The organism is Klebsiella sp. CB_Kp196, from assembly GCF_040061575.1.
In the GTDB taxonomy this organism is placed as follows: domain Bacteria; phylum Pseudomonadota; class Gammaproteobacteria; order Enterobacterales; family Enterobacteriaceae; genus Klebsiella; species Klebsiella michiganensis.
On sequence record NZ_JBEAFH010000036.1, the window covers coordinates 1 to 24,496 of the forward strand.

The window sequence follows — 24,496 nt, forward strand, 5'->3', positions numbered from 1 at the left end:
GGCCCGCAGACGACGGTGAATACGTAGCCCGGCTAAGCGCAGCGCGAGCCGGGAAGAGGCCGAGCTGATACATCAGCCCCGGCACACTCCCCGGGTCGCGGCGTAAACGCCTTACCCGGGCTACGGGAGTTGCGGCATCGGGTAGCCCGGACAGGCGCAATGCGCCGCCTCCGGGAGAATGCGTTATCCGTTAGCAGCCACCTTGCGCAGATCGAACACGCGGCAGGCCTTACCCTCGGAGCGCGGAATGCTGCCGCAGTTAACAATGCTGATATCGGTCGAAATCCCCACCATCGACTTGATCCGGTGGCGCAGCTGGTGGCAAATCTGACAGCGCTGCTCGTGGTTCAGCGCCAGACCGCTCTCTTTTAGCTCCACGCGCACCGAAAGTGAATCAAGATGGCCCCGGCGGTTGACTTCCAGCTGATAGTGCGGCGCCAGATGTTCGAACTTGAGGATCTCCTCTTCCAGCTGCGACGGGAAGACGTTCACGCCGCGGATAATCAGCATATCGTCGCTGCGCCCGCTGATGCGATCCATCCGGCGCATGGTGCGGGCGGTGCCCGGCAGCAGTCGCGTCAGGTCGCGGGTGCGGTAGCGGATCACCGGCAGCGCTTCTTTGGTCAGGGTGGTGAACAGCAGCTCGCCGTGTTCGCCGTCCGCCAGCGGCGTACCGGTGTCCGGATTCACCACTTCAGGGTAGAAGTGATCCTCCCAGATCGTCGGACCGTCGGCGGTTTCCAGACACTCCATCGCCACCCCCGGCCCCATCACCTCCGACAGGCCATAGATATCCAGCGCCGAAATCCCCAGACGACGTTCGATTTCCGCCCGCATCGCATGGGTCCACGGCTCCGCGCCGAACACGCCCACCCGCAGGGAGCAGCCGCTGGCGTCGCCGCCCATCTGGCGCTCCAGCTCTTCAATCAGGTTCAGACAGTAGGACGGCGTCACCATAATCATATCCGGCTTAAAATCGCGGATCAGCTGCGCCTGTTTTTCAGTCTGCCCGCCGGACATCGGTATCACCGTCGCGCCTAAACGCTCCGCGCCGTAGTGGGCGCCTAGCCCGCCGGTAAACAGACCATAGCCGTAGGCAACATGAATCTTGTCTTTTGCCGTCCCGCCCGCCGCGCGCAGGGAGCGGGCGACAATATTGGCCCAGTTGTCAATATCGTTTTGCGTATAGCCCACCACCGTCGGTTTGCCGGTGGTGCCCGAAGACGCGTGGATACGCACCACCTGCTCCATCGGCACCGCAAAGGTATCAAAGGGGTAGTTGTCGCGCAGATCCTGCTTGGTGGTGCAGGGAAACTTGCTCAGATCGCTCAGTTCGTGAAAATCGTCAGGATGAATGCCCGCCGCGTCAAATTTACGGCGATACATCGGCACGTTCTCATACGCATGCTTAAGGGTCCACTTCAGACGCTGGGTTTGCAGGGCCTGTAGCTCGTCGCGCGATGCGGTTTCAATCGGGTCTAATTGAGTTATCGTTGTCATTTTGTAGGGTACTCGCAGGTAGATTCGCTCACACTCGCTCAAGGATCATGGCAATGCCCTGACCCACGCCAATACACATCGTACACAGCGCATAGCGCCCGCCGCGGCGCTGCAGCTCCAGGCTGGCGCTTAATGCCAGCCGGGCGCCGCTCATTCCCAACGGATGGCCTAAGGCGATGGCGCCGCCGTTGGGGTTAACATGCGGGGCATCATCCTCCAGCCCCAGCTGTCTGAGCACGCCCAGCGCCTGGGCGGCGAAGGCTTCATTCAGCTCAATCAGATCCATATCGTTTATACTCAGCCCGGCGCGCTCCAGCGCTTTACGTACCGCCGGTACCGGTCCAAGCCCCATCAGCTTCGGCTCGACGCCCGCCGTCGCCATCGCCACAATACGCGCCCGCGGCGTCAGCCCCTGGACGATGGCCTGCTGCGAGCTGGCGATAATCAGCGCCGCGGCGCCGTCGTTGACGCCGGAGGCATTACCCGCGGTCACTACGCCACCCTGACGGAACGGCGTTTTTAGCCGCGAAAGCTGTTCAATGGTGGTGTCCGCCCGCGGATGCTCGTCGTCGCGCACGACGTTTACCGCTCCTTTCCTGTCGACAACGTTTACCGGTACGATCTCCTGCGCCAGAATGCCGTCGCGCTGGGCCTGAGCCGTCCGCTGCTGGCTGCGGAAAGCGAAAGCGTCCTGATCGGCGCGGCTGATATTTAACAATTCAGCTACATTCTCCGCCGTTTCCGGCATGCTGTCAGTGCCAAATCGCTGCTGCATGAGCGGGTTCACAAAACGCCAGCCGATGGTGGTATCAAACAGCTCGGCCTGGCGCTGCCAGGGGGCGCTGGCTTTGGCCATCACAAACGGTGCGCGCGACATGGACTCGACGCCGCCGGCGATCATCAGATCCGCCTCTCCGGCTTTGATGGCGCGTGCGGCGAAGCCGATAGCGTCGAGACCGGAGCCGCACAGACGGTTAATGGTGGTGCCGGGTACGGTGTGCGGATAGCCCGCCAGCAGCGTCGCCATATGGGCCACGTTGCGGTTGTCTTCGCCGGCCTGGTTGGCGCAGCCGAGAATCACATCATCAATCGATGCCGGATCGAACTTCGGGTTACGGCTCAGCAGTTCGCGCAGCGGGATGGCGGCGAGGTCGTCGGCGCGCACGCTGGCCAGCGCCCCGCCGTAGCGGCCAATCGGCGTGCGGATCCCGTCACAAATAAAGGCGTCGCGCATCAGACTTCTCCTGTGATTGTGCCGCCGATGCGGTGCGATTTACCGCGGAACAGAGCGACAACTTTTTGCTGTTGGTTAACAATTTCTATGTCATAGACCCCGGTCAGCTTGCCCTGATGCTTAACTCTCGCCGTCGCGGTCAGCAGCTCGCCGACAAAGGCCGGACGCAGAAAATCGATGCTCGCCGCCGACGCGACCGCCGCCAGCCCCTGGCTGTTGCAGGCGTAGGCGAATGCGGTATCGGCGAGCGAAAACAGCTGTCCGCCGTGGCAGGTATGGTGGCCGTTGAGCATGTTCGGGGTGATCGCCATGGTCATCTGCGCGTAGCCCTGGTCCATCTCGATAATTTCAATTCCCAGCGCTTTCGCACAGTTATCGTTCTCGTACATCGCGCGGGCGTTGTGCCAGGCTTCATTGCTCATGATGTCTCTCCATCAGCGCCTTCTGGCGCAGCAGGGAACAGGGGCGATAGCGCTCTTCGCCGTAGTGCTGCTGCAGGTTTTCCAGCAGCCGCAGCACCCGGCCCCAGCCAAGTGATTCACCCCACGCCAGCGGGCCGCGCGGGTAGTTGACGCCCAGACGCATGGCGGTATCGATATCCTCCGCGCTGGCGACGCCCTTCTGCAGCGCGTCCAGCGCTTCGTTAACCAGCATCGCCACCGTCCGCCACACCAGCAGGCCGGGATAGTCGGCGATCTGCAGCACCTTTTTGCCCTGCTGCTGAAAATAGAAAGTCGCTTTATCGATCGCCGCCTGAGAGGTGGTTTCCGCGCTGGCCAGCACCACCGTATCGCCTGCGCTATGGTCGTAGACCACCACCGGGCGGCCGTGCTGAAGGCTTAACGCCAGGGCGGTTTCACCGGTCGTTTCCAGCAGCAGCACCTCGTCCAGATCGGTGACAACGTCACGTTTTATGCGCTTTGCTGCGCGTTCTGCCGATACGGCGGCCAGGGCCAGCTCAGGCTGCGCTTCGCCAGGCCAGCAGTAGACCCCCTGCCCGCTCTTTTTACCCAGCCGTCCGGCCAGCGCCAGCTCCTGCTGCAGCAGCGACGGCAGATAGCGGCGGTCCTGCCAGAAGGCGTTAAATACCGAACAGGTCACCGCAAAGTTGACGTCCTGGCCAATCAGGTCGGTCAGCGCCAGCGGCCCCATGGGAAAACCGCCGCCGTCGCGCAAGGCGGCGTCAATCACCTCCGGCGCGGCGACCTGCTCCTCCAGCGCTCGCCACGCTTCGGCATAAAAAGGCCGCGCCACGCGGTTGACGATAAAGCCGGGCGTTGAGCGGCAGCGAACCGGCTGCTTTCCCCAGTCGCTGACCCGCTGGCAGAGCTGTGCGACGACTTCCGCCGAGGTGGCCAGGCCGCTGACCACTTCCACCAGCTTCATTACCGGGGCCGGGTTAAAGAAGTGCAGCCCGGCGACCCGGTCCGGGTGTTTTATTCCCGCGGCGATGGCGGTGATCGATATCGACGACGTGTTGCTGACCAGCAGCGCTGACGGGGAGCAGATTTCGGCCAGCTGTTTGAACAGCGCTTTTTTCACGTCCAGGCGCTCGGAGGCGGCTTCAATAACCAACTCCGCACGGGCTAAAGCGCTCAGATCCTCAGCCGGTGCCAGACGCGACAGCAGCGCCCCGGCCTTTTCCGCCGCCAGCTTGCCGCGGCTGACGCGGGAGGCCAGCCGCTGGCGAATCCCGTCGATGGCGCGAACCACCGCCTCAGGGGCGATGTCGTAAATCAGTACCGGATGCCCGGCGGCGGCGGCCACTTCGGCAATGCCGGCGCCCATGGTGCCGCTGCCTATCACCGCGACGGTAGGTAACGTTGTGCTCATCGGCTATTTCCCGCTGAAGTGAGGTGGACGCTTCGCCAGAAAAGCGCTGACGCCTTCGCGATAGTCGGCGCTGCGTCCGGCCAGGCGCTGGTAGTCGCGCTCCAGGTCAAGCTGCTGGTCCAGGGTCTGGGTTTCCGCCAGCCGCAGCGCGTTTTTAATCAGCCCGAGGCCATAGGTCGGCTGGGCGGCCAGGTGCCGGGCCAGCGCCAGGCTGGTGTCTTTCAGCTCGGCGTCATCCACCACCTGCCAGATCATCCCCCACTGCGCCGCCTGCTCCGCGCTCAGGCTATCGCCCAGCAGCGCCAGCCCCATCGCGCGCGCGCGCCCCGCCACGCGCGGCAGAAACCAGCTGCCGCCGCAGTCCGGCACCAGACCAAGCTTGCTGAACGCCATAACGAACTTCGCTGAACGCGCCGCCAGCACGATATCGCAGCCCATCGCCAGCGTAGCCCCCGCGCCCGCCGCGACGCCGTTCACCGCGCAAATCACCGGTTTCGGCAGCGCCGCCAGACGGCGCACCAGGGGGTTGTAGAAACGCTCAACCGAGAGCCCGAGATCCGGAGCCGGCCCGCTGGGGTCGACGTTACGGTCATTTAAATCCTGCCCGGCGCAAAAACCGCGCCCCGCGCCGGTCACCAGCAGGCAGCGTATGCTGTCGTCGCGTTCGGCCTGTTTCAGGCACGCCGCCAGCTGCTGGTGCATCAGGTCGTTAAAACTGTTCAGACGGTCCGGGCGATTAAGGGTAATCGTCATCACGCCCTGTTCCACTTCGCTGAGAATGAAAGCTTCCACGATTAGCGTCCTTTAAATTCCGCAGTACGTTTATGTAAAAAGGCGTCGATGCCTTCGCGGCGATCTTCGGTCGCGCTCAGCAAAGTAAACAGCTGGCGCTCCTGCTGAAGCCCGGCCTGCAGGCTCACCTCCTGCGACAGCCGCAAAGCCTGCTTAGCCGCGCGCAGCGCCAGCGGCGAGTGGCGAGCCACGGTTGCCGCCAGGCCGAGCGCGTATTCATCGGTGAGCGCTGGCGGATAAACCTCGCATACCAGCCCCGCCCGCTGCGCCTGATGGGCATCAATGCTTTCGCCGCTCAAGACCATCCGGCTGGCCAGCGCCTTACCGACGGAGCGGATCAGGCGCTGGGTCCCGCCCGCGCCCGGCATCATGCCGAGGGTGATTTCCGGCAGGCCGAAGCGGGCGTTATCGCCGGCGACAATCAGATCGCAGAGCAGCGCCAGCTCGCATCCGGCGCCGAGGGCATAGCCGTTAACCGAAGCGATCAGCGGTTTACTGAAGGCGTCGATACGCGCCCACAGCCGCGGGCGAATATCATCGAGCGTGGCGGGCAGATCTTTTTCCGCCATTTCGTTCAGGTCAGCCCCTGCGGCAAAGAAGCGTTCGTTACCGCTGATGACGCAGACGCCGACCGACGGGTCCAGCGCCGCCGCGTCGAGCACGTCGGCGATCTGCGTCAGCAGCGCGTTATTCAAAGCGTTGCGCGCCTGCGGGCGATTTAGCGTCAGCTGCAGTACGCGCGCGTGACGAGCAATGAACAGTTCGCTCATGCCATCCCCCGCGCGTCAAAGTCGACAACCACATCGTCGCTGGTGGGCAGCGCCTGACAGCTCAGCACGTAGCCCGCCGCCAGTTCGTCGGCTTCAAGGCTGTAGTTAGCGGCCATCGCCACCTCGCCGCGCAGCACTTTGCATTTACAGGTGGCGCAGACGCCCCCCTTGCAGGCAAACGGCAGGTCCGCCCCCTGGCGCAGCGCGGCGTCAAGAATGCTGTCATCCTCCGCGCTCAGGGCAATGATTCGGTCGCGGCCGTCCTGACGAATCGTGACCGCGCGGCCCTCCGCCTGGACGCCGGTAGCCCGCCTGGCGCGGCTGTCCGGGGTATTAAAACGTTCCAGATGAATCGCGTCCTCCGGTACGCCCAGCTCGCGCAGGGCGATCTCCGCTTCATCCATCATCGCCGCCGGGCCGCAGATAAAGGCGTGCTCGAAGCGGCTGAAGTCCAGCAGATGGGCGGCCAGTTCGCGCAGCTTGTCGCCGTTGATGCGCCCCTGCAGCAGATCGCTGTCCATCGACTCCTGGCTGAACAGGTGTACCACCTGCAGACGCTGCGGATAGCGGTCTTTCAGGTCGGCCAGCGCCTGACGGAACATCATGCTGTGGCTGCTGCGGTTGCCGTAAACCAGCGTGAAGCGGCTGTCGACTTCGGTGGCGAGGGTGGCGTCGATAATCGCCATCATCGGCGTAATGCCGGAGCCGGCGGCAATCGCCAGGTAGTCAGCGCAACGCCCGGCCTGCGGCTGGTAGCCGAAATGTCCCTGCGGCACCATCACGTCCAGCGCCATGCCTTGCTGAATGTCGCTCTGGGCATAGCGCGAGAAGCGCCCGCCGTCGATGGCCTTCACCGCCACGCTGATTTCACCCGGCGAGCGGCTGCGGCAAATGGAGTAGCAGCGCCTGAGCTCTTCCCCGCCAAGGCGCGCTTTCAGGGTCAGATGCTGGCCCGGACGGAAGGCGTATGCATTACGCAGCGCGTCGGGAATGGCAAAGGTGATGGTGACCGCATCGCGGGTTTCCGGCTCCACTTTCGCCACGGTAAGCGAATGAAATGTCGTCATCGCAACCTCAAATACATTTAAAGTAATCAAAGGGTTCCCGGCAGCTGTCGCAGCGATACAGCGCTTTGCAGGCCGTGGAACCGAATTCGCTAATCAGCGAGGTGTGGCGGCTGCCGCAGCGCGGGCAGACCACGTCCTCCGGCATGTGGGCATGGCAGGCATGGCCCTGCGGCGGACTGATGCCGTACTGGCGCAGGCGTTCACGCGCGTCCGGCCCCATCCAGTCGGTGGTCCACGGCGGGTCAAGCTGCAGCACGATATGCACCGGCGCGTAGCCGTTTTCCGTCATTGCCGCGCGGATTTCTCCCAGTAGATGTTCGGTGGCCGGGCAGCCCGAATAGGTTGGCGTGAAGCCAATCACCCAGCCATCGCCGCGGCGCTCCACGCTGCGCACCAGGCCGAGGTCGGTAATGGTCAGCACCGGCACTTCCGGATCGGCAATGGCGCCTAACAGATCCCAGACGGCGTGGACCTCCGGGGGCGCGATATCAACCAGACGTTGCATAATCCCCTCCTGCTACCACTGCTGGCCGGGATAGGCGCGCTGTAAATACTGCATCTCCGCCAGCAGCGGCCCGAGATGTTCGCTGTGCAGCCCCTGCTTACCGCCGCTGCGGAAAGCCGCTTCTTGCGGGATCTGCAAACCGGCGTCGATCAGCGCCGTGTGCACCGCGTTCTGCCATTCGGCCTGCAGTTCGCGGGGGTCGACGGCGATGCCCTGCGCACTCAGCTCAATTTCCAGCTCATCGGCCTGGAACAGCTCGCCGGTAAAGCGCCACAGGTTATCCACCGCGCTCTGCATTCTCTGGGCGGAAAGCGCCGTGCCGTTGCCCAGACGCTCCAGCCAGCCGCGGCTAAAGCGCTGGTGGTAGCGCACCTCTTTCAGCGCCCTGGCGGCGATGGCGGCAAGCTGCGCATCGCGACTGCCGACCAGGCGGCCGAACAGCGCCACATGCCAGACATCGATGAAAAACTGGCGAGCGAGGGTGTCGGCGAAGTTGCCGTTTGGCTGCTCCGCCAGCAGTAAATTGCAAAACTGGCGCTCGTCGCGGCCAAAGGCCAGGGTATCTTCATCGCCGCTGCCGGTCAGTTCGGCGGCGTAGCTGAGGAAATGGCGCGCCTGCCCCAGCAGGTCGAGGCCGATATTGGCCAGCGCCAGATCGATCTCCAGCTCCGGCGCGTGGCCGCACCACTCGCCCAGACGCTGGGCCAGCACCAGGCCGTTATCGCCGAGGCGCAGAGCATAAGCGGCAATGGGGTTATCGTTTTTCATCGTCGCCTCACATATGTTCCATGCCGTCGGGCACGGTGTAGAAGGTGGGATGACGATAGACTTTGCTCTCCGCCGGGTCGAAAAATGCGCCGCGCTCTTCGGGCTGCGAGGCGACGATTTCGCTGGCCTTCACCACCCAAATCGAACAGCCCTCACTGCGGCGGGTATAGGCATCGCGGGCGTTTTCCAGCGCCATCTGGTCATCGGCGGCGTGCAGGCTGCCGACGTGGCGGTGCGACAGTCCCTGTTTGCTGCGAACGAACACTTCATATAACGGCCAGTAGTTTTTGCTCATTTTCATTCTCCTTACGCGGCGTCGCGAGCCTGCTGTTTTTGCGCATGCGCCAGCGCGGCTTCCCGCACCCACGCGCCCTCTTCCCATGCCTTGCGTTTAGCGCCCAGGCGTTCGTGGTTGCAGATCCCGCGTCCGGCAATCACTTCGTTAAATTCGTGCCAGTCGATGGCGCCAAAGCGGTAGTGGCCGCTGGTTTCATCCAGCCGCAAATCCGGGTCGGGTACGGTCATGCCGAGGATTTCCACCTGCGGAATGGTGTTATCGACAAAGCGCTGGCGCAGTTCGTCGTTCGAGTGGAGCTTGATTTTCCACGCCATGCTGCGGGCGCTGTTTGGCGAGTTATCGTCGCCCGGGCCAAACATCATCAGCGCCGGCCACCAGAAACGGTTGATGGCGTCCTGCAGCATCTGCCGCTGCGCGTCGCTGCCCTGCGCCAGCGCCATGCAGGCTTCAAACCCCTGGCGCTGGTGAAAGCTCTCCTCTTTGCAGATCTTGACCATTGCCCGGGCGTAGGGTCCGTAGGAGGTGCGACACAGCGCCACCTGATTGACGATGGCCGCGCCGTCCACCAGCCAGCCAATCACGCCGATATCCGCCCAGCTCAGGGTCGGGTAGTTAAAAATGGAGGAGTACTTCATCTTGCCGTCGAGCATCTTCTGATACAGGTCTTCGCGGGCGCAGCCGAGGGTTTCCGCCGCGCTGTAGAGGTACAGGCCATGCCCGGCTTCATCCTGCACTTTCGCCAGCAGAATCGCTTTGCGCCTAAGGGTCGGCGCGCGAGTGATCCAGTTGCCTTCCGGCAACATGCCGACGATTTCCGAGTGCGCGTGCTGACCAATCTGGCGGATCAGCGTTTTGCGGTAGGCTTCCGGCATCCAGTCCTGCGGTTCGATGGCCGTCTCCTGCGCGATGCGCTGGTCAAAGCGTTGTTCTTCTGTCACGTCATCACCTTTATGATTCCAATAAATTCGATTAAAAATAATTTTCGAATCACTTTGTTTTATAAAAGTTACATTCAGGTTAAATAAAACCACAAATTTTGTTTGTTCTTTTTGTGATAGCGACCGCAAAAGCTTTTGTAAAAACCCTTATTAACAGGGTATTAAGTGAATAACGCAGAACATCACCGATCACAATGTTAATAAATTATTAAATGTGAGCTTGATTTTTATGATTCACCAAAGAACTATTTATAGATATTTCACGTAACACATCTGGAGATAAACCATGCAGCAGTTAGCCAGCTACTTGTCCGGCGCGTGGCAGACCGGCCGGGGCCACGCGCGTACCATCCATCACGCCATCAGCGGCGAAGCGCTATGGGAAGTCACCAGCGCGGGTCTGGATATGGCGCAGGCGCGACGCTTCGCGATTGAGCGCGGCGGCAAAGCGCTGGGGGCGATGAGCTTTATTGAGCGCAGCGCGATGCTGAAGGCGCTCGCCAGATATTTGCTGGAGCAGAAGGCAGAGCTGTACGCGATCTCCGCCGAAACCGGCGCCACCCGCACCGATAGCTGGGTAGATATCGAAGGGGGCATTGGCACCCTTTTCACCTACGCCGGTCTCGGCAGCCGCGAGCTGCCGGACGATATCCTGTGGCCGGAAGATGAGCCGATCCCGCTGTCAAAACAGGGAGGCTTCGCCGCCCGCCACGTGCTCACGTCAAAATCCGGCGTGGCGGTGCATATCAACGCCTTTAACTTCCCCTGCTGGGGCATGCTGGAAAAGCTGGCGCCCACCTGGCTTGCCGGTATGCCCGCCATCATCAAACCGGCTACCGCCACCGCGCAGCTGACGCAGGCGATGGTCAAAATGATTGTTGATAGTGGGCTGGTGCCGGAGGGGGCAATCAGCCTGATCTGCGGCGGCGCGGGCGATCTGCTCGACCATCTCGATAGCCAGGACGTTGTCACCTTTACCGGCTCGGCCCGTACCGGACAGCAGCTGCGGGTGCATCCCAACCTGGTCGCGAAGTCCATTCCCTTCACCATGGAAGCGGATTCGCTGAACTGCTGCGTACTCGGTGACGACGTCACGCCGGCGCAGCCGGAGTTCGCGCTATTTATTCGCGAAGTGGTACGAGAGATGACGGCGAAGGCCGGGCAAAAGTGCACCGCCATCCGGCGTATTATTGTGCCGCAGGAGCAGGTGAAAGCGGTGAGCGACGCGCTGATTGCGCGCCTGCAAAAAGTGGTGGTCGGCGACCCGGCGCAGGAAGGCGTGAAGATGGGCGCGCTGGTGAACCACGAACAGCGTCAGGACGTGCAGGATAACGTCAACCGTCTGGTGGGCGCTGGATGTGACGTGCTGCTGGGCGGCCAGGCCGATTTCAGCGCCGCCGGCGCCTTCTTCCCGCCAACGCTGCTGTACTGCCCGCAGCCGGACGAGACCCCGGCGGTACACGCTATTGAAGCGTTTGGTCCCGTCGCCACCCTGATGCCGTATCAGAACGTTGAGCACGCCATGACCCTGGCGCGGGCCGGCGAAGGTAGCCTGGCCGGAACCCTGGTGACCGCCAGCGGCGAACTGGCGCGGGCGTTTATTCTCGGCGCCGCCCGCGCCCACGGGCGTATTCAGATACTGAACGAAGAGTCTTCCGCAGAGTCCACCGGCCACGGCTCCCCGCTGCCGCAGCTGGTACACGGCGGCCCGGGGCGCGCCGGCGGCGGCGAAGAGCTGGGCGGCCTGCGGGCGGTGAAGCACTATATGCAGCGCACCGCGGTTCAGGGCAGCCCGACGATGCTCGCCGCCATTGGCCAGCAGTGGGTGCGCGGCGCGCAGGTGGTGGAAGACCGCATTCACCCGTTCCGTAAATATTTCGAGGAGATCCAGCCGGGCGACAGCCTGCTGACGCCGCGCCGCACCCTGACCGAGGCGGATATCGTCAACTTCGCCTGCCTGAGCGGCGATCACTTTTACGCTCATATGGATAAGATTGCCGCCGCGGAGTCGATTTTCGGCGAGCGCGTGGTGCACGGCTATTTCCTGATTTCCGCCGCTGCCGGGCTATTTGTTGACGCCGGGGTCGGCCCGGTGATCGCCAACTACGGAATGGAAAATCTGCGCTTTATCGAGCCGGTGAAGCCGGGCGATACCATCCAGGTACGCCTGACCTGCAAACGCAAAACGGTGAAACGCCAGCGCAGCGCGGAGGAGAAAGCGACCGGCGTCGTCGAGTGGGCGGTAGAGATTTTTAACCAGCATCAGCAGGCGGTCGCGCTCTACTCCATCCTGACCCTGGTGGCCCGCCAGCAGGGGGATTTTGCGGAGTAAATATTAGAAATTCGCCCATCTTTATCGCCCTCTTCATGCCTCTGCGGAGGCATTTTTTGTAACTGGCAAAACTGACAAACAACCTGGCAAAAGCAGGCAAACGCCTCAGCGCTGACCGCTGTTAGGTTAACGATACACAAGCCGACATTCGCAGCGGCACTGCACAACACAACAATAAGGTGAGGTCTCAATGGCGATTCTTTCTCCCCGCAAAACGGCTCTGGCGTTGGCTGTCGCTCTGTTTTGCGCCTGGCAAAGCCCGGCGTTCGCCCACGGCGGCGAAGCCCATATGGTCCCGATGGACAAAACCCTGCAGGATTTTGGCGCGGACGTTCAGTGGGATGACTACGCGCAAATGTTTACCCTGATTAAAGACGGCGCTTACGTAAAGGTAAAACCGGGGGCGAAAACGGCCATCGTCAATGGTAAAACCCTGGAGCTGCAGGTGCCGGTAGTGATGAAAGACGGCAAAGCGTGGGTTTCTGACACTTTTATCAACGACGTGTTTCAGTCCGGTCTTGACCAGACCTTCCAGGTGGAAAAACGCCCGCATCCGCTGAACTCGCTGTCAGCGGCGGAAATCAGCGCAGCGGTCGCTATCGTTAAAGCCGCGGCGGATTTCAAACCCAATACCCGATTCACCGAGATCTCCCTGCGCGAGCCGGATAAAAAAGCGGTGTGGGATTTTGCCCTCAACGGTACGCCGGTCAACGCCCCGCGCGCTGCCGACGTGATCATGCTCGACGGCAAACACGTTATTGAGGCGGTGGTGGATTTACAGAATAAAAAAGTGCTTTCATGGACGCCGATTAAAGACGCCCACGGCATGGTGCTGCTGGATGATTTCGCCAGCGTGCAGAACATCATCAACGCCAGCAGCGAATTTGCCGAAGTGTTAAAAAAGCACGGCATCGACGACCCGAGCAAGGTGATTACCACCCCGCTGACCGTCGGCTACTTCGACGGCAAAGATAGCCTCAAGCAGGACGCGCGGCTGCTGAAAGTGGTCAGCTATCTTGACGTTGGCGACGGTAACTACTGGGCGCACCCGATTGAAAACCTGGTAGCGGTGGTCGACCTTGAGCAGAAGAAGATCATCAAAATCGAAGAGGGGCCGACGATCCCGGTGCCGATGGCGGCCCGCCCCTATGACGGGCGCGACCGCGTTGCGCCAAAGATTAAACCGCTGGATATCATTGAGCCAGATGGGCAAAAACTACACCATTACCGGTGATATGATCCACTGGCAAAACTGGGATTTCCACCTGCGCATGAACTCCCGCGTTGGGCCGATTCTCTCCACCGTGACATATAACGATAACGGCAAGAAACGTCAGGTGATGTATGAAGGTTCGCTGGGCGGGATGATCGTGCCCTACGGCGACCCGGACGTGGGCTGGTATTTTAAAGCCTATCTGGACTCCGGCGACTACGGCATGGGCACCCTGACCTCGCCTATCGTGCGCGGCAAGGACGCGCCGTCCAACGCGGTCCTGCTGGATGAAACCATCGCCGACTATACCGGCACGCCCACGACCATCCCGCGCGCAATCGCCATCTTCGAACGCTACGCCGGGCCGGAGTATAAGCATCAGGAGATGGGCAAGCCGAACGTCAGTACCGAGCGCCGCGAGCTGGTGGTGCGCTGGATCAGCACCGTCGGCAACTACGACTATATTTTTGACTGGGTATTCCACGAAAACGGCACCATCGGCATTGATGCCGGGGCAACCGGCATCGAAGCGGTGAAAGGCGTGCAGGCGAAGACCATGCACGATCCGAGCGCCAAAGAGGACACCCGCTACGGCACGCTGATTGACCATAATATTGTCGGCACCACCCACCAGCATATTTACAACTTCCGCCTCGATCTTGACGTTGACGGCGAGAACAACACGCTGGTAGCCATGGACCCGGAAGTGAAGCCTAATACCGCCGGTGGCCCGCGTACCAGCACCATGCAGATCAATCAGTACACGATTGATAGCGAGCAGAAAGCGGCGCAGAAATTTGACCCGGGCACCATCCGTCTGCTGAGCAATACCACGAAAGAAAACCGGATGGGTAACCCGGTGTCGTATCAGATTATCCCCTACGCGGGCGGCACGCATCCGGTCGCCACCGGGGCAAAATTCGCGCCTGATGAGTGGATTTACCATCGTCTGAGCTTTATGGATAAGCAGCTGTGGGTCACCCGCTATCATCCCACCGAGCGCTTCCCGGAAGGCAAGTACCCTAACCGTTCGATTCACGACACCGGCCTCGGCCAGTACGCGAAAGATGACGAGTCGCTGGACAACCATGATGACGTGGTGTGGATCACCACCGGCACCACCCACGTGGCCCGCGCCGAGGAGTGGCCGATTATGCCGACCGAGTGGGCGCACGCGCTGCTGAAACCGTGGAATTTCTTTGACGAGACGCCGACGCTGGGCGAGAAGAAACAATAAGCACGTCACGGCCTCAGCGATGGGGCCGTTTTTATTTATCCGCGGGCAATGCACATGCAGCGGGCAGCAGGACCGGTATAGCCTGTTTTTCAACTTCTTTTGCCATATATGTTAGATGTCGGCGATTAACTTATATGGCATAAAAGCAGGCAACGAATATCAATGAGAATGGCTTTATGTCGCTTTACGATCTCAGAACCGAAGCGCAGGCATTGCCGGCGTCCTGGCGCTCCCGGATCTTAGGCCGCGTTGGGACAACGAATCTCAAAGTCCTGCGCATGGATGCCCACTCAGTCGCTGAGGAGGTGCATGAATATGACGAGGGATTACTGGTTATAGACGGACGTCTGGAACTGAGCGTGCAGGAGAAAAAAATCTCCGTCGCGCCCGGCCAGCTTTATATAGCCAAAGCGGGAATTCCTCATACGGTAGAAACAGGCAGCTTTGGCACCCTGGTGATTATAGATTTACCAGACAGCGGTTTCAGCGGCGCATCCCCTGCTGATTAAGTGAAATGTGCGGTAGACAGCGTTGTGCCAAAAGCGGATTTTTTTAGACAGCCATTCAATCTTTCAACGAGCTCAATTCTTCAGCGAGCCATTGTCTTAGAATGCTTATTTTAAATGAGTCCTGATTATCTGAACGGTAGACTAAATCGTACCCCCGCTCAGCCTTAAGCTTGAACTGTGGAAACGGAACAACAAGCCTTCCAGCAGCGACATCATCTGCAATCAGAACGCTGCGTCCCAGAGCAACGCCTTCGCCACGTATAGCCGCCTCAGTCGCCATGCTGCCAAGAGTCCATAAGGGCCCCTGCTGGCAGCTAAAATTTTTTTCTCCGGCCATCTCAAACCATGCCTTCCAGTTCGCCTGCATTCTGTACTCATGCAGAAGAACGCAATTTAAAAGTCCCTTAATCTCTGTCAGACCATTATGTTTCTCAAGAAAATCTGGGCTACAGACAGGAGTGACTGTTTCATCGAACATACGTTCAGACGAAACATCTCGATAATTGCCAAGGCCGTAACGAATGGCAGCATCTACCTGGCCATCATTAAGATCCACATTAACGTCAGTAACATCCAGCTCAATTTCAAATTCAGGATATCTCTGCCTGAACCGACTTAAACGCGGTGCTAACCACTTACTGGCAAATGAAACCGTTGTACTTATACGTAAACTTTTTATCAGGTTTCTTCCTCGCAGACGCTCGGACTCCCGCATTAAATCGCTCAAAAGACGGGTAACCAGTTGGTGAAATTCAGCCCCTTGCTCCGTCAGAATTATCTGCCGCGTCAGCCTGAAAAATAGCTTTAACCCCAGATGCTCTTCGAGCTTCCGGATTTGCCGGCTTATCGCGCCATGCGTAACGTGCAACTCCGCTGCCGCCAGCGTCATGCTTGAGAGGCGGGCTGTGGCTTCAAAAGCGCGCAGAGTTTGCAATGGGGGAAGGCGATCGAACATCATACGCGTGATAATAATTCACGCGTGTTGTGAGAACAAATGATTTGTCAGGCCAGAGTCCAAAAATCAAAATTAACAAAAAGAACATTATTATTTTCATAGCGATACCCGGAGGAATAATGGAAAGTTTGTTTGTTTACGGGACACTCGGACCTGGCCGGCCTAATGCTCATATTCTTGAAAATATCGGGGGAACATGGCAGGAAGGCCACGTTGGGGGTTCTTTATTAGAGAAAGGCTGGGGTGCAGAGATGGGTTATCCGGGAATTGTACTGGATGACTCAGGTCATCGTGTACCGGGTTTTCTTTTCAAGTCAGAGAATTTATATAATCACTGGCACCTACTCGATGAGTTCGAAGGTTCTGAGTATGAACGGGTTCCTGTAGAGGTAACCACATCGACCGGTCAGACAGTGCAATCATGTCTCTATATGCTCAAAGCATAAACTGTTAGCGGCTGGTCCTGGTTCAGGTCGAGATTTTTAACTGTGTCTGTTAACAAATAAAGGTGACTGTCAGCCGGTTACAGGTAATCTGACGATGTCAGCAAGCCAGTTCAGATATGGCTGATTGAACGACCAATGATGCTAAAACGCTCTGCAGGTTCTAATACAGAGAATAAATCATCCTTAATGCATCATGCACAAATCTTTAGCCCTAACTATGTCCGCTTCTCGCTCATAGCGGACCTTTGCACTTGTCCGTTTCGTGCCGTAGGCGGACGTTGCAGTATCTTCCACTTTCGGCTCGAATCAGTCTGAGGTAACGTAGCAGAAATTTTTTTCCGGACTCAACCACGATGCCTTCCATCGAAACGTTTATGACTTTCCTTCTCGCGCTGACGCTTCTGGAAATTTCTCCGGGGCCAGACATGATGCTGACCATCGCCAGAGGAGTCGGTCAGGGAAGACGTATTGCACTGCTTACGGTTCTGGGCAATGTCTTCGTCGCAGGTTTTGTGCAAGTTTCTTTTCTTGTTCTTGGGCTGGTGACCGTTGTGCATGCCTGGCCAGTTGCGCTGGATCTGCTAAGGTGGGCTGGTGCGGCTTATCTGATGTGGCTGGGCATAAAAATGATAGCGACTTCAGGCACAGATACTCGGCTGCGAAAAACCGCAATAATTTCTGACTGGAATGCGGTTAAGGAAGGTGCCCTGAACAGCCTGACGAACCCAAAATCCCTGCTGTTCATGTTTGCTTTTCTTCCTCAGTTTATCGATCCCGCCGCGGGTCCTGTCTGGCTGCAATTGCTTGTTCTGGGGAGTATCCAAAAGCTGGCAGGAATTGTTTCCCTGGGGTCAGTCGCAATGGCATCAGGGACATTTGGAAACTGGCTACGTAAACACCCAGGCTTTATCAAATGGCAGGAACGATTTACAGGCGTTGTCATGATAGGCCTTGGTATCCGCATGTTGTTTAGCGGGTCTGGTGTAGTCTCGAAATCTGCCCGGTAAGTTTTACCGAAACAGTAAACCCAGTGTCCGCCTCTCGCTCATAGCAGACCTCGCGACGCTTCAGATGGTCCGCTTTGTGCCGGGAGCGGACTGTGCAAGCCGAAGACGATATTGAGTGTCTTTGCCGGAAATGCCGCCTTTCACCGCTAAGCGTTATAAACGCTCAAAACCCTAAAATGTGATAAGTGAAGCCACTATTCTTCATCTACGAACTTATCTGCTTCAGGAGAATAATGCTGACAAACGCATGCCAGCTTATGCCCGTCAGGATCGCGCAGATAGGCAACATAAAAGTCGGGGCCGTATGCGGTTCGTGTCCCTGGCTCGCCTTCATTCTCCCCTCCCGCAAGGAGGCCTGCTGCATGAAACCGCCTGACAAGGTCAGCGCTGTCTGCATGGAATGCGAACATTGTCCCGTTTCCCGCCGTTGCGGGATGCCGGTCAAAAGGAGGACAAATACAGAAGTTGAATACCTCATGTGGGTTATTTTCATCCCCCCACATTGCCCAGCTTTCTGTCCAGGCTGGCAGTCGTGAGTAGCCAAGAACTTTAAAAATAGCCTCATAAAAGTCCACGGAGCGCTGAAAGTCATTTGTACCTATAGTGATATAAGCCAGCATCTTAGTGCATCCTCTTCGCCCTTTTTTGAACAGACATGATATCTCTCTGAGTCGCGATGAACTATTTCCCCGGATGCGCCTGTTGCCGCTTTGAAACCTGAGCACCGACGGTTACGGCATAGCATGCCCTGTTAATCTCTTCGACTATAAGAAAAATAGCCGGAAAGACATTATCCCTGGGGTTGACACTGGCTTGCCAGCCAGCGACCGACTTCAGGCCATATTTTTTCCGCACATCGGGTACGGAAAAAGCCCATGTGGCCGATGGCCGGGACACCACCATCCGCGTGCCGGATCTCGCGGCGTTCAATTTTTGCGTTTTCCACCGGCGCCATCAGGCGCGTAATCGCTGCAGAATTAGCCCAGGGATCGTCATCAAAACCGAGTACCAGAAGGGGTAACGTGACTTCGCTTGCCCGTCGGCGCGCATCCCAGGCGCGATCGTCATAAAAATAGTCGGGCATGGCACTCCAGCGCCCCCATTGCAGCATGACGGGCGCGGGTAAATCTTCCCCCAGCCCAAGGCGTCTGGCAGGCATATAGCCAAAGGTACGACACAGAACCGGCGCCAGAATACGTAATAAAAACCAGACTCTGAGCTTTTCCTGCGTTTGTTTAATTGTGCGGGTGACGCCAGCGTGCGAAGCAACAAGAACCGCCGCATGCAGCGACCGGGTGGCCGTCGAAAGCAGAATAGCGTGCCCGCCAACGCTGTGCCCTACCGCCATCAGCAGAAGACTGGGGAAACGCAGCTTTGCCCAGGCGGTGACGCAGCCTACATCCTGCTCGATCCAGTCAGACATTGAGACATGACAGTGTTGCAGCGTGCCTGACCTGGAATGACCTATCCCCCGATAGTCGTAGGTCAGAACATTGAATCCCATTGCGTAAAGATACTCAGCGAAGTCCTTGTAAAACGCCTGTGATACCGCGGTGGCAGGATGGAGGATCACCAGCGCTTTAGCATCGCTTCTCTCCCATACTGTGGCAGCCAGAACATCCCCCTGCTTTACAGGGATTGTTATCAGGTTCATAAAAGATATCCGCCCATGTGGTCATACCAGTTAAATAATCTTAACTGTAGCCGCCACGGGCAAATCTGGCGATGTTTTTATTCCTCTATTAACGTCCTCTTCTCGCGCTGCACAGGCTCAGCGGTCTTTTCCCCCAACCACCAGCGCCAGAAGCGGTTGGTACTGATAAGCCACTCAATCTCTTGCTTTTTTTCGACCTGTCGATCATGCTCATCTCGTGCAGATTAAGCGCTGCGGTTCGAATACGGGACAGGCAGATGCCCCTCGCGCGCTCATGACGCCCCTTTATTTAATAGCAGGAGATCACCATGCTTGAACTTCGCCCTAATTGTGAATGCTGTGATAACGATCTGCCGCCAGAATCAACAAGCGCGTACATCTGTTCATTCGAATGCACCTTTTGCGTTGACTGCGTGACTCAGCGGCTGCAAGGCCGGTGCCCGAACTGTGGGGGAGAGCTGGTGCGCCGCCCAATACGCCCCGAATCAGCCCTCCTTCGGCATCCCGCCTCCAGCCTGCGCCGATATAAACAATAAGCCGGTTTGTCACTTATCGCTGACGATCCGGTTCGCCGCGTGCCCGCTCATCCTCGTTTACGTAGCGCGTTAAGTAGCGCCTGTGTTGCGCCGGAAGACGTTCCGGATGACGAACAGACCAGCCGAAACTCACGGTGTATGGCAGGCGTCACTGGCACCACGCACAGATTGCGCAACGCCTCTGGCAGGGCTGATTCAGGCACAATGGCGACGCCCATCCCTTCCGCGACCAGCTTACAGGCGCTAATCCAGTCGCGTACCGTCACGCGTATATCAACAAGTTGCAGACCCGCCTTTTCCATCAGGCTTTTGCCATTAACGGCGCATCCGCCTGTCGCCAGAATAAAGGGCTGGTCTGCCAGCGCCTTTAGCGTTATGCCACACGTCCTGGCATGATGTGCCAGCCGATGAGTGGCTGGCAGTACCGCTACCCATGCATCCTGCCCTAATACAACGTCAGCACGGCCGGGTTCGGGATTCATGATTACCCCCAGCTCAACGGTATCTGCGGCCAGCCACTCCTCGACCTCCTCGTCCGAGCCTTCCAGGATGACGACGTCAATACCCGGATGCAGGCGCTTAAAGTCCCGCAGCAGTCCAGGCAACAAGGTGGACGTCACTGATGGAAAGCTGGCCAGGCGAATGCGCCCGCGATTTAAACCCCGGCTCTCATCGGCCAGTTCGCGGATGGCATTTAGCTGCGAAAGCATGTTTCTTGCGTGTTCAACAACCTGCCCGCCCAGCGCGGTCACGCCGATATATCGTCGCTCACGTATAAATACCGAAAATCCCAGTGAAGACTCTAGCTGGGCGATTGCCTGGCTGGCGCCGGACTGAGTCATTCCTATCTCCTCTGCGGCGCGCGAGATGTTGCCGGCATCCGCCACCGCCACCAGTAAGCGCCAATGTAAAAGGTTCATCATGATTATCAGTAGCTCAGCTAATAGTTGGTTTCTTTATCATTAATTTTACAGCGCATTACGCGTCAAATACAGTGGATTCAGGACGTCCCCCGACGGCTTTTCACCTTTAACGGAGACAAAATGAAACTCTATTACGCCCCGGATACCTGTTCGTTATCGCCGCACATTGTGCTGCGCGAACTGCAACTTGAGTTTGAACTGGTTAGAGTCAACAACAGAAGCAAGATCACCGCTGATGGTCGCGACTTCCGCGCCATTAACCCTAAAGGTTATGTCGCGGCCCTTGAGCTCGATGATGGTCAGATACTCGCTGAGGGCCCGGCCATCGTGCAGTACCTCGCCGATCTAAAACCAGAACACGGCCTGGCGCCGCGTGCGGACAGCTGGGCTCGGGTGCGTCTGCAGGAATGGCTTAACTTTATCACCAGTGAAATACATGCTGGCTCGGCACCGTTGTTCAACCCCGCGCTGCCCGAAGAGGTCAGAGCGATTTTTCGTGAGAAGCTGTTCCGACAGTTCGATTTCCTTCAGGCGACTCTCAACGAAAAAACCTATCTGACTGGCCCATCCTTCAGCGTGGCTGATGCCTACCTCTTCACTGTGCTGGGCTGGTGTAAATTCTTCTCAATCTCACTGGAGCGCTGGCCTGCGCTATTGGCGTACAGGGAAACGATCAATGCCCGTCCTGCGGTACAGGCCGCATTACTGGCCGAGGCGTCGCTTTAAGGTTGGTAATCGCTGATTGCGGGACACCGCTTTTGAGTATCTGCAAAATGGAAAGTCCGCTCCTCGTCCATGGCGGATTGCGCGTCCGATGGCCGTCTGCTGCGTGCCAGGAGCGGACATTGTCTTACCAGAAGACAGCATGCAGGAAAGCGCTTCACCTATGGGGTAAAATGCCTGAATGCATACCTGTTTACCACTTTGATTGTAAGGATTTCAAAGAAAGCTTTATGGATACGTTCAAGTTAAAACCCTGGCTAAGTCGCTGGAACCTCATTCCTGATGGCACTCCATTTATAACTCATACATCACAGTTGTATCCGGTCAAAACAGCAGCACATGGTATTAAAGCCATGCTAAAAGTTACGGATGACCTTGATGAACAAGCCGGTAATGCACTAATGGCATGGTGGGAAGGGAATGGTGCGGCACAGGTGATTGCACATGAAAATGAAGCAATTCTTCTCTCAAGAGCCACAGGTTCCTCCTCTTTATCAGCAATGTCCCGTGGAGATAAGGATGACGTAGCCTGTCATATTTTGTGTATGACTGCGAACCAACTTCATTCATGCGCAAAAAGACCGTTTCCCCAGCTTACGCCTTTACATGAATGGTTTAATCCTCTAAAACCAGCAGCCTTGAAATATGGCGGTATCCTGACACGTTGCGCAGAAATTTCAGAGGAATTGCTTTCTTCTCCTCGAGATGTGGTCGTATTGCATGGCGATTTACATCACGGAAATGTGCTTGATTTTGAAACATCTGGCTGGCTTGCCATTGACCCCAAAGGGCTAATAGGTGAACGGGGATTCGACTTTGCTAATATTTTTACTAATCCGGATCTTGGTAATCCAGTACCTCCTGTTGCGGCTGTACCGGAGACATTTAAACAGCGTCTAAGCATCGTCACCAGAATGGCTGACCTGGACAGAGAACGCCTGCTCAAATGGATAATTGCATGGTGTGGTCTTTCAACCGCCTGGTCCCTCTCAAGTAACGATACTGTTTCAACAACAATAAAAGTTGCCGAGTTGGCGATGACTGAACTGGAACGGTGAGTGGGAAGTCGACAATGGGGGTAATGGTTTCCTGTACGTCCGCTCCTCGCTCATAGCGGACCTTTAGCCCAGTTAGCCTGTCCGCCTCGTGCCAGATGCAACCCTGGAGCGTCTCTATATTGTTATACGAGGCATCTCGGTACGATCAATGCAGCCCAGGCCCTGTAATGTCGCATGGACAGCTTCATCAAGAGGGGTGTGAGGCTCGGCACCTAAAAAATTCACCAGTTTCGTATTGTCCAGGCGAACCGGCTGGCGCCACAGGTACCGCATCTCCAGAAGTTCGCGTAAGGTTGCGTTGAAAGGTGCTGCCAGGTACATCAACCACCACGGAAATGATTGTATTTTGGCCATGCCGCCATAGCGTGCCGCTGTGCGTTGAATCGCGCTGACCATTTCGCTGCCGTCGGCATCCCAGTGACCTTGCATATGAAAACGTGCAAAGGGCTCAAGCTCCTCGCGTCGAGCCAGCAGCGCAGCTATCGTTTCCGCGACATCAGGTAAGTAAGCCCACTGGTGACCGGTTGCAAACGAAGCTGGATTGGCAATGACGCCAGGCAGCTTGCCGGGCTTAATCAGACCTTGAGAAAACCAGTTATTACCGGCGCGCGGACCAAAAAAATCCCCCGCGCGGACGATCAATACCCGTCCGCCACGCTGGGAATAGGCCTCCAGTTCTTTCTCCATTTGTACCCTGATCGCTCCCTTCCTGGTGACCGGCGTCTGCTGAGCGTCTTCCCGTAATAGCGGAAAAGCGTCAGATCCATAGTTGTAAACGGTCCCGGGAAGCACGATCAAGGCGCCGGTTCGTTCTGCTGCGCCAATCGTGTTGCGCAGCATAGGCAGCACCAGATGCTTCCAGTTTCTGTAGCCGGGCGGATTGACGGCGTGAACGATCGCGCTACAGTCTGCTGCCGCAGCGGCGACCTGCTCCGGGTCGAGAGCGTCGCCCCCTACCCACTGGATGTCACCACGTCGTTCACTGCCATGAAGTCCTCGTTTTAGTGCACGAACGTCCCATTTTTTCTGAATGAGCCGGCGCGCCGTTTCACCACCGATTCCGCCGGTTGCGCCAAGTATCAGGACCTTGCCTCGGGTTTCCATATTGTCTGCCTCTTTGCTGATTTGACCTTGACAGCGTACGTACAGGCAGAGCTAAATGGAATTGCATATCTTTATAGGGCAGCTATACAAATTTGTATGAATACATCTATCCCATGGGAGTGGTACCGAACATTTCTGGCTGTGCTCAGGGAAGGCTCGCTTTCCGGCGCATCACGCAGGCTTTCGATTACGCAGCCTACGGCGGGACGGCATATCGCTGCGCTCGAGTCCGCTCTGGGCCAGGTGTTGTTCACGCGGTCGCAGACGGGCTTGCTGGCGACTGAAACGGCGCTGGCGCTGAGGGTGCATGCCGAAGCGATGGAGAGCACCGCGAATACGCTAGCGCGCACAGCCTCCAACTTTAGTCATAACAGCGCGTCCATTCATGGCGTCGTCCGCGTCTCCGCGAGTGACTTTATCGGCGTTGAAGTTCTGCCGCCGCTTATTGCCAGGCTCAGGGAGTCTCACCCACAAATAACGATTGAATTAGTTCTGTCGAACCGGGTTCAGGATTTACTGCATAGGGAAGCCGATATTGCTGTACGCATGACGACGCCAGTACAGGAACAGCTTATTGCGCGTCGCGTTGGCCGCATTGAACTCGGTCTCCACGCATCGACGTCCTATCTTGCACGACATGGCACGCCTGAAAATAGCGATGATCTGCTGAAACATGCGCTGGTTGGCTTTGATCAGGATACGCCTTTCATCCGTAAGGCCCTGGAAAAATTCCCTCAGCTAAGCCGGAATGCATTTTCCATGCGCACCGACAGCGATGTGGCTCAGCTGAATCTTATTCGCGCCGGTGCCGGCATTGGCATATGCCAGGTGCAGTTGGCCAATGGCTCTGTTCCACTGCGGAGATTACTGCCGAATTTCTTTTCTTTCTATCTTGATACCTGGATCGTCATGCACGAAGACCTGCGTAATAGTCTGTGCTGCAAATTGGTTTTCGATGTTCTGACAAAGGGATTAGAGGAATATATCGGCCAGAGACAGGCACAGTGAATCGCCATGGAGAAATGGTCCCTTTTAAGGTGCCTGTATACTCCGCGCGTTTTCTCTGGGAGGAATCCCGCTCCTCGGTCCTGCCG

24 protein-coding genes and 1 pseudogene are annotated in these 24,496 nt (G+C 57.8%); 9 read left to right on the forward strand and 16 right to left on the reverse strand.

Going from position 1 to position 24,496, the window contains the following annotated elements:
- Positions 1 to 183: 183 nt before the first annotated feature.
- From paaK to paaA, 11 genes are read right to left on the reverse strand one after another with little or no spacing between them, the layout of a single operon-like run.
- A complete protein-coding gene (gene paaK / locus ABLU87_RS09755) occupies positions 184 to 1,500 on the reverse strand; it encodes a phenylacetate--CoA ligase PaaK (RefSeq protein ID WP_004850513.1) in 1,317 nt (438 codons plus the stop codon).
- A gap of 28 nt (positions 1,501 to 1,528) precedes the next feature.
- Positions 1,529 to 2,734 (reverse strand): 3-oxoadipyl-CoA thiolase, encoded by a 1,206-nt coding sequence (gene pcaF / locus ABLU87_RS09760; RefSeq protein ID WP_048263577.1) that lies wholly within the window; start codon positions 2,732 to 2,734, stop codon positions 1,529 to 1,531.
- Positions 2,734 to 3,156 (reverse strand): hydroxyphenylacetyl-CoA thioesterase PaaI, encoded by a 423-nt coding sequence (gene paaI / locus ABLU87_RS09765; RefSeq protein ID WP_025107920.1) that lies wholly within the window; start codon positions 3,154 to 3,156, stop codon positions 2,734 to 2,736. Before paaI ends, pcaF begins: the two co-directional genes overlap by 1 nt.
- Positions 3,146 to 4,567: a 3-hydroxyacyl-CoA dehydrogenase gene (locus ABLU87_RS09770; protein WP_064407382.1), complete on the reverse strand. Its 1,422-nt coding sequence runs from the start codon at positions 4,565 to 4,567 to the stop codon at positions 3,146 to 3,148. Before ABLU87_RS09770 ends, paaI begins: the two co-directional genes overlap by 11 nt.
- Before the next feature lie 3 nt (positions 4,568 to 4,570).
- The gene (paaG, locus tag ABLU87_RS09775) at positions 4,571 to 5,359 is read right to left on the reverse strand and encodes a 2-(1,2-epoxy-1,2-dihydrophenyl)acetyl-CoA isomerase PaaG (RefSeq protein WP_025107922.1); all 789 of its coding nucleotides are present in this window, start codon (positions 5,357 to 5,359) and stop codon (positions 4,571 to 4,573) included.
- A 2-nt stretch (positions 5,360 to 5,361) separates the two neighbouring features.
- Complete coding sequence (gene paaF / locus ABLU87_RS09780; RefSeq protein ID WP_025107923.1) at positions 5,362 to 6,129, reverse strand: 2,3-dehydroadipyl-CoA hydratase PaaF; 768 nt, start codon at positions 6,127 to 6,129, stop codon at positions 5,362 to 5,364.
- Positions 6,126 to 7,196, reverse strand: a complete 1,071-nt coding sequence (gene paaE, locus ABLU87_RS09785) for a 1,2-phenylacetyl-CoA epoxidase subunit PaaE (protein WP_046877271.1) — start codon at positions 7,194 to 7,196, stop codon at positions 6,126 to 6,128. The genes paaF and paaE overlap by 4 nt, the downstream gene beginning before the upstream one ends.
- A gap of 7 nt (positions 7,197 to 7,203) precedes the next feature.
- Positions 7,204 to 7,701 (reverse strand): 1,2-phenylacetyl-CoA epoxidase subunit PaaD, encoded by a 498-nt coding sequence (paaD, locus tag ABLU87_RS09790; protein WP_014229182.1) that lies wholly within the window; start codon positions 7,699 to 7,701, stop codon positions 7,204 to 7,206.
- Between the two features lie 12 nt (positions 7,702 to 7,713).
- A complete protein-coding gene (gene paaC / locus ABLU87_RS09795; RefSeq protein ID WP_122117824.1) occupies positions 7,714 to 8,469 on the reverse strand; it encodes a 1,2-phenylacetyl-CoA epoxidase subunit PaaC in 756 nt (251 codons plus the stop codon).
- A gap of 7 nt (positions 8,470 to 8,476) precedes the next feature.
- Complete coding sequence (gene paaB, locus ABLU87_RS09800) at positions 8,477 to 8,764, reverse strand: 1,2-phenylacetyl-CoA epoxidase subunit PaaB (RefSeq protein WP_004850493.1); 288 nt, start codon at positions 8,762 to 8,764, stop codon at positions 8,477 to 8,479.
- 11 nt (positions 8,765 to 8,775) lie between these two features.
- On the reverse strand, positions 8,776 to 9,705 hold the full coding sequence (paaA, locus tag ABLU87_RS09805; RefSeq protein WP_025107926.1) for a 1,2-phenylacetyl-CoA epoxidase subunit PaaA: 930 nt from the start codon (positions 9,703 to 9,705) through the stop codon (positions 8,776 to 8,778).
- Between the two features lie 286 nt (positions 9,706 to 9,991).
- Between paaA and paaZ the strand changes: the two genes are divergently transcribed.
- From paaZ to ABLU87_RS09820, 3 genes and pseudogenes are all read left to right on the forward strand, one after another.
- The gene (gene paaZ / locus ABLU87_RS09810) at positions 9,992 to 12,037 is read left to right on the forward strand and encodes a phenylacetic acid degradation bifunctional protein PaaZ (RefSeq protein WP_122117652.1); all 2,046 of its coding nucleotides are present in this window, start codon (positions 9,992 to 9,994) and stop codon (positions 12,035 to 12,037) included.
- Between the two features lie 190 nt (positions 12,038 to 12,227).
- Positions 12,228 to 14,487: pseudogene (gene tynA, locus ABLU87_RS09815) on the forward strand (primary-amine oxidase).
- Between the two features lie 176 nt (positions 14,488 to 14,663).
- Complete coding sequence (locus ABLU87_RS09820; protein WP_122117653.1) at positions 14,664 to 14,996, forward strand: cupin domain-containing protein; 333 nt, start codon at positions 14,664 to 14,666, stop codon at positions 14,994 to 14,996.
- Positions 14,997 to 15,051: 55 nt separating this feature from the next.
- Here the strand turns inward: ABLU87_RS09820 and gcvA are convergent, their stop codons facing one another.
- On the reverse strand, positions 15,052 to 15,954 hold the full coding sequence (gene gcvA / locus ABLU87_RS09825) for a transcriptional regulator GcvA (RefSeq protein ID WP_224225651.1): 903 nt from the start codon (positions 15,952 to 15,954) through the stop codon (positions 15,052 to 15,054).
- Positions 15,955 to 16,070: 116 nt separating this feature from the next.
- Between gcvA and ABLU87_RS09830 the strand changes: the two genes are divergently transcribed.
- Together ABLU87_RS09830 and ABLU87_RS09835 are read left to right on the forward strand one after the other, a co-directional pair.
- Positions 16,071 to 16,397, forward strand: coding sequence for a gamma-glutamylcyclotransferase family protein (locus ABLU87_RS09830; protein ID WP_122117654.1), 327 nt, complete (start codon positions 16,071 to 16,073; stop codon positions 16,395 to 16,397).
- Positions 16,398 to 16,750: 353 nt separating this feature from the next.
- Positions 16,751 to 17,404: a LysE family translocator gene (locus ABLU87_RS09835; protein ID WP_046877265.1), complete on the forward strand. Its 654-nt coding sequence runs from the start codon at positions 16,751 to 16,753 to the stop codon at positions 17,402 to 17,404.
- 194 nt (positions 17,405 to 17,598) lie between these two features.
- Here the strand turns inward: ABLU87_RS09835 and ABLU87_RS09840 are convergent, their stop codons facing one another.
- Positions 17,599 to 18,024: a VOC family protein gene (locus ABLU87_RS09840; RefSeq protein ID WP_025107933.1), complete on the reverse strand. Its 426-nt coding sequence runs from the start codon at positions 18,022 to 18,024 to the stop codon at positions 17,599 to 17,601.
- A 170-nt stretch (positions 18,025 to 18,194) separates the two neighbouring features.
- Positions 18,195 to 19,058, reverse strand: a complete 864-nt coding sequence (locus ABLU87_RS09845; protein ID WP_122117655.1) for an alpha/beta fold hydrolase — start codon at positions 19,056 to 19,058, stop codon at positions 18,195 to 18,197.
- A 308-nt stretch (positions 19,059 to 19,366) separates the two neighbouring features.
- On the opposite strand from ABLU87_RS09845, the gene ABLU87_RS09850 reads away from it, so the two are divergent.
- A complete protein-coding gene (locus ABLU87_RS09850; RefSeq protein WP_071846104.1) occupies positions 19,367 to 19,594 on the forward strand; it encodes a DUF1272 domain-containing protein in 228 nt (75 codons plus the stop codon).
- A gap of 47 nt (positions 19,595 to 19,641) precedes the next feature.
- Here ABLU87_RS09850 and ABLU87_RS09855 read toward each other — a convergent pair whose 3' ends face one another.
- On the reverse strand, positions 19,642 to 20,517 hold the full coding sequence (locus ABLU87_RS09855; protein WP_048263567.1) for a LysR family transcriptional regulator: 876 nt from the start codon (positions 20,515 to 20,517) through the stop codon (positions 19,642 to 19,644).
- Positions 20,518 to 20,637: 120 nt separating this feature from the next.
- Here ABLU87_RS09855 and gstA point away from each other — a divergent pair, with 120 nt between their 5' ends.
- Complete coding sequence (gene gstA, locus ABLU87_RS09860; RefSeq protein WP_122117656.1) at positions 20,638 to 21,243, forward strand: glutathione transferase GstA; 606 nt, start codon at positions 20,638 to 20,640, stop codon at positions 21,241 to 21,243.
- Positions 21,244 to 21,470: 227 nt separating this feature from the next.
- Positions 21,471 to 22,298: an aminoglycoside phosphotransferase family protein gene (locus ABLU87_RS09865; RefSeq protein ID WP_049082513.1), complete on the forward strand. Its 828-nt coding sequence runs from the start codon at positions 21,471 to 21,473 to the stop codon at positions 22,296 to 22,298.
- Between the two features lie 114 nt (positions 22,299 to 22,412).
- Here ABLU87_RS09865 and ABLU87_RS09870 read toward each other — a convergent pair whose 3' ends face one another.
- A complete protein-coding gene (locus ABLU87_RS09870) occupies positions 22,413 to 23,402 on the reverse strand; it encodes an NAD-dependent epimerase/dehydratase family protein (RefSeq protein WP_122117657.1) in 990 nt (329 codons plus the stop codon).
- Between the two features lie 96 nt (positions 23,403 to 23,498).
- Between ABLU87_RS09870 and ABLU87_RS09875 the strand changes: the two genes are divergently transcribed.
- Entirely contained in the window at positions 23,499 to 24,410 is a 912-nt protein-coding gene (locus ABLU87_RS09875; RefSeq protein WP_348865957.1) for a LysR family transcriptional regulator, read from the forward strand.
- Positions 24,411 to 24,496: the final 86 nt, after the last annotated feature.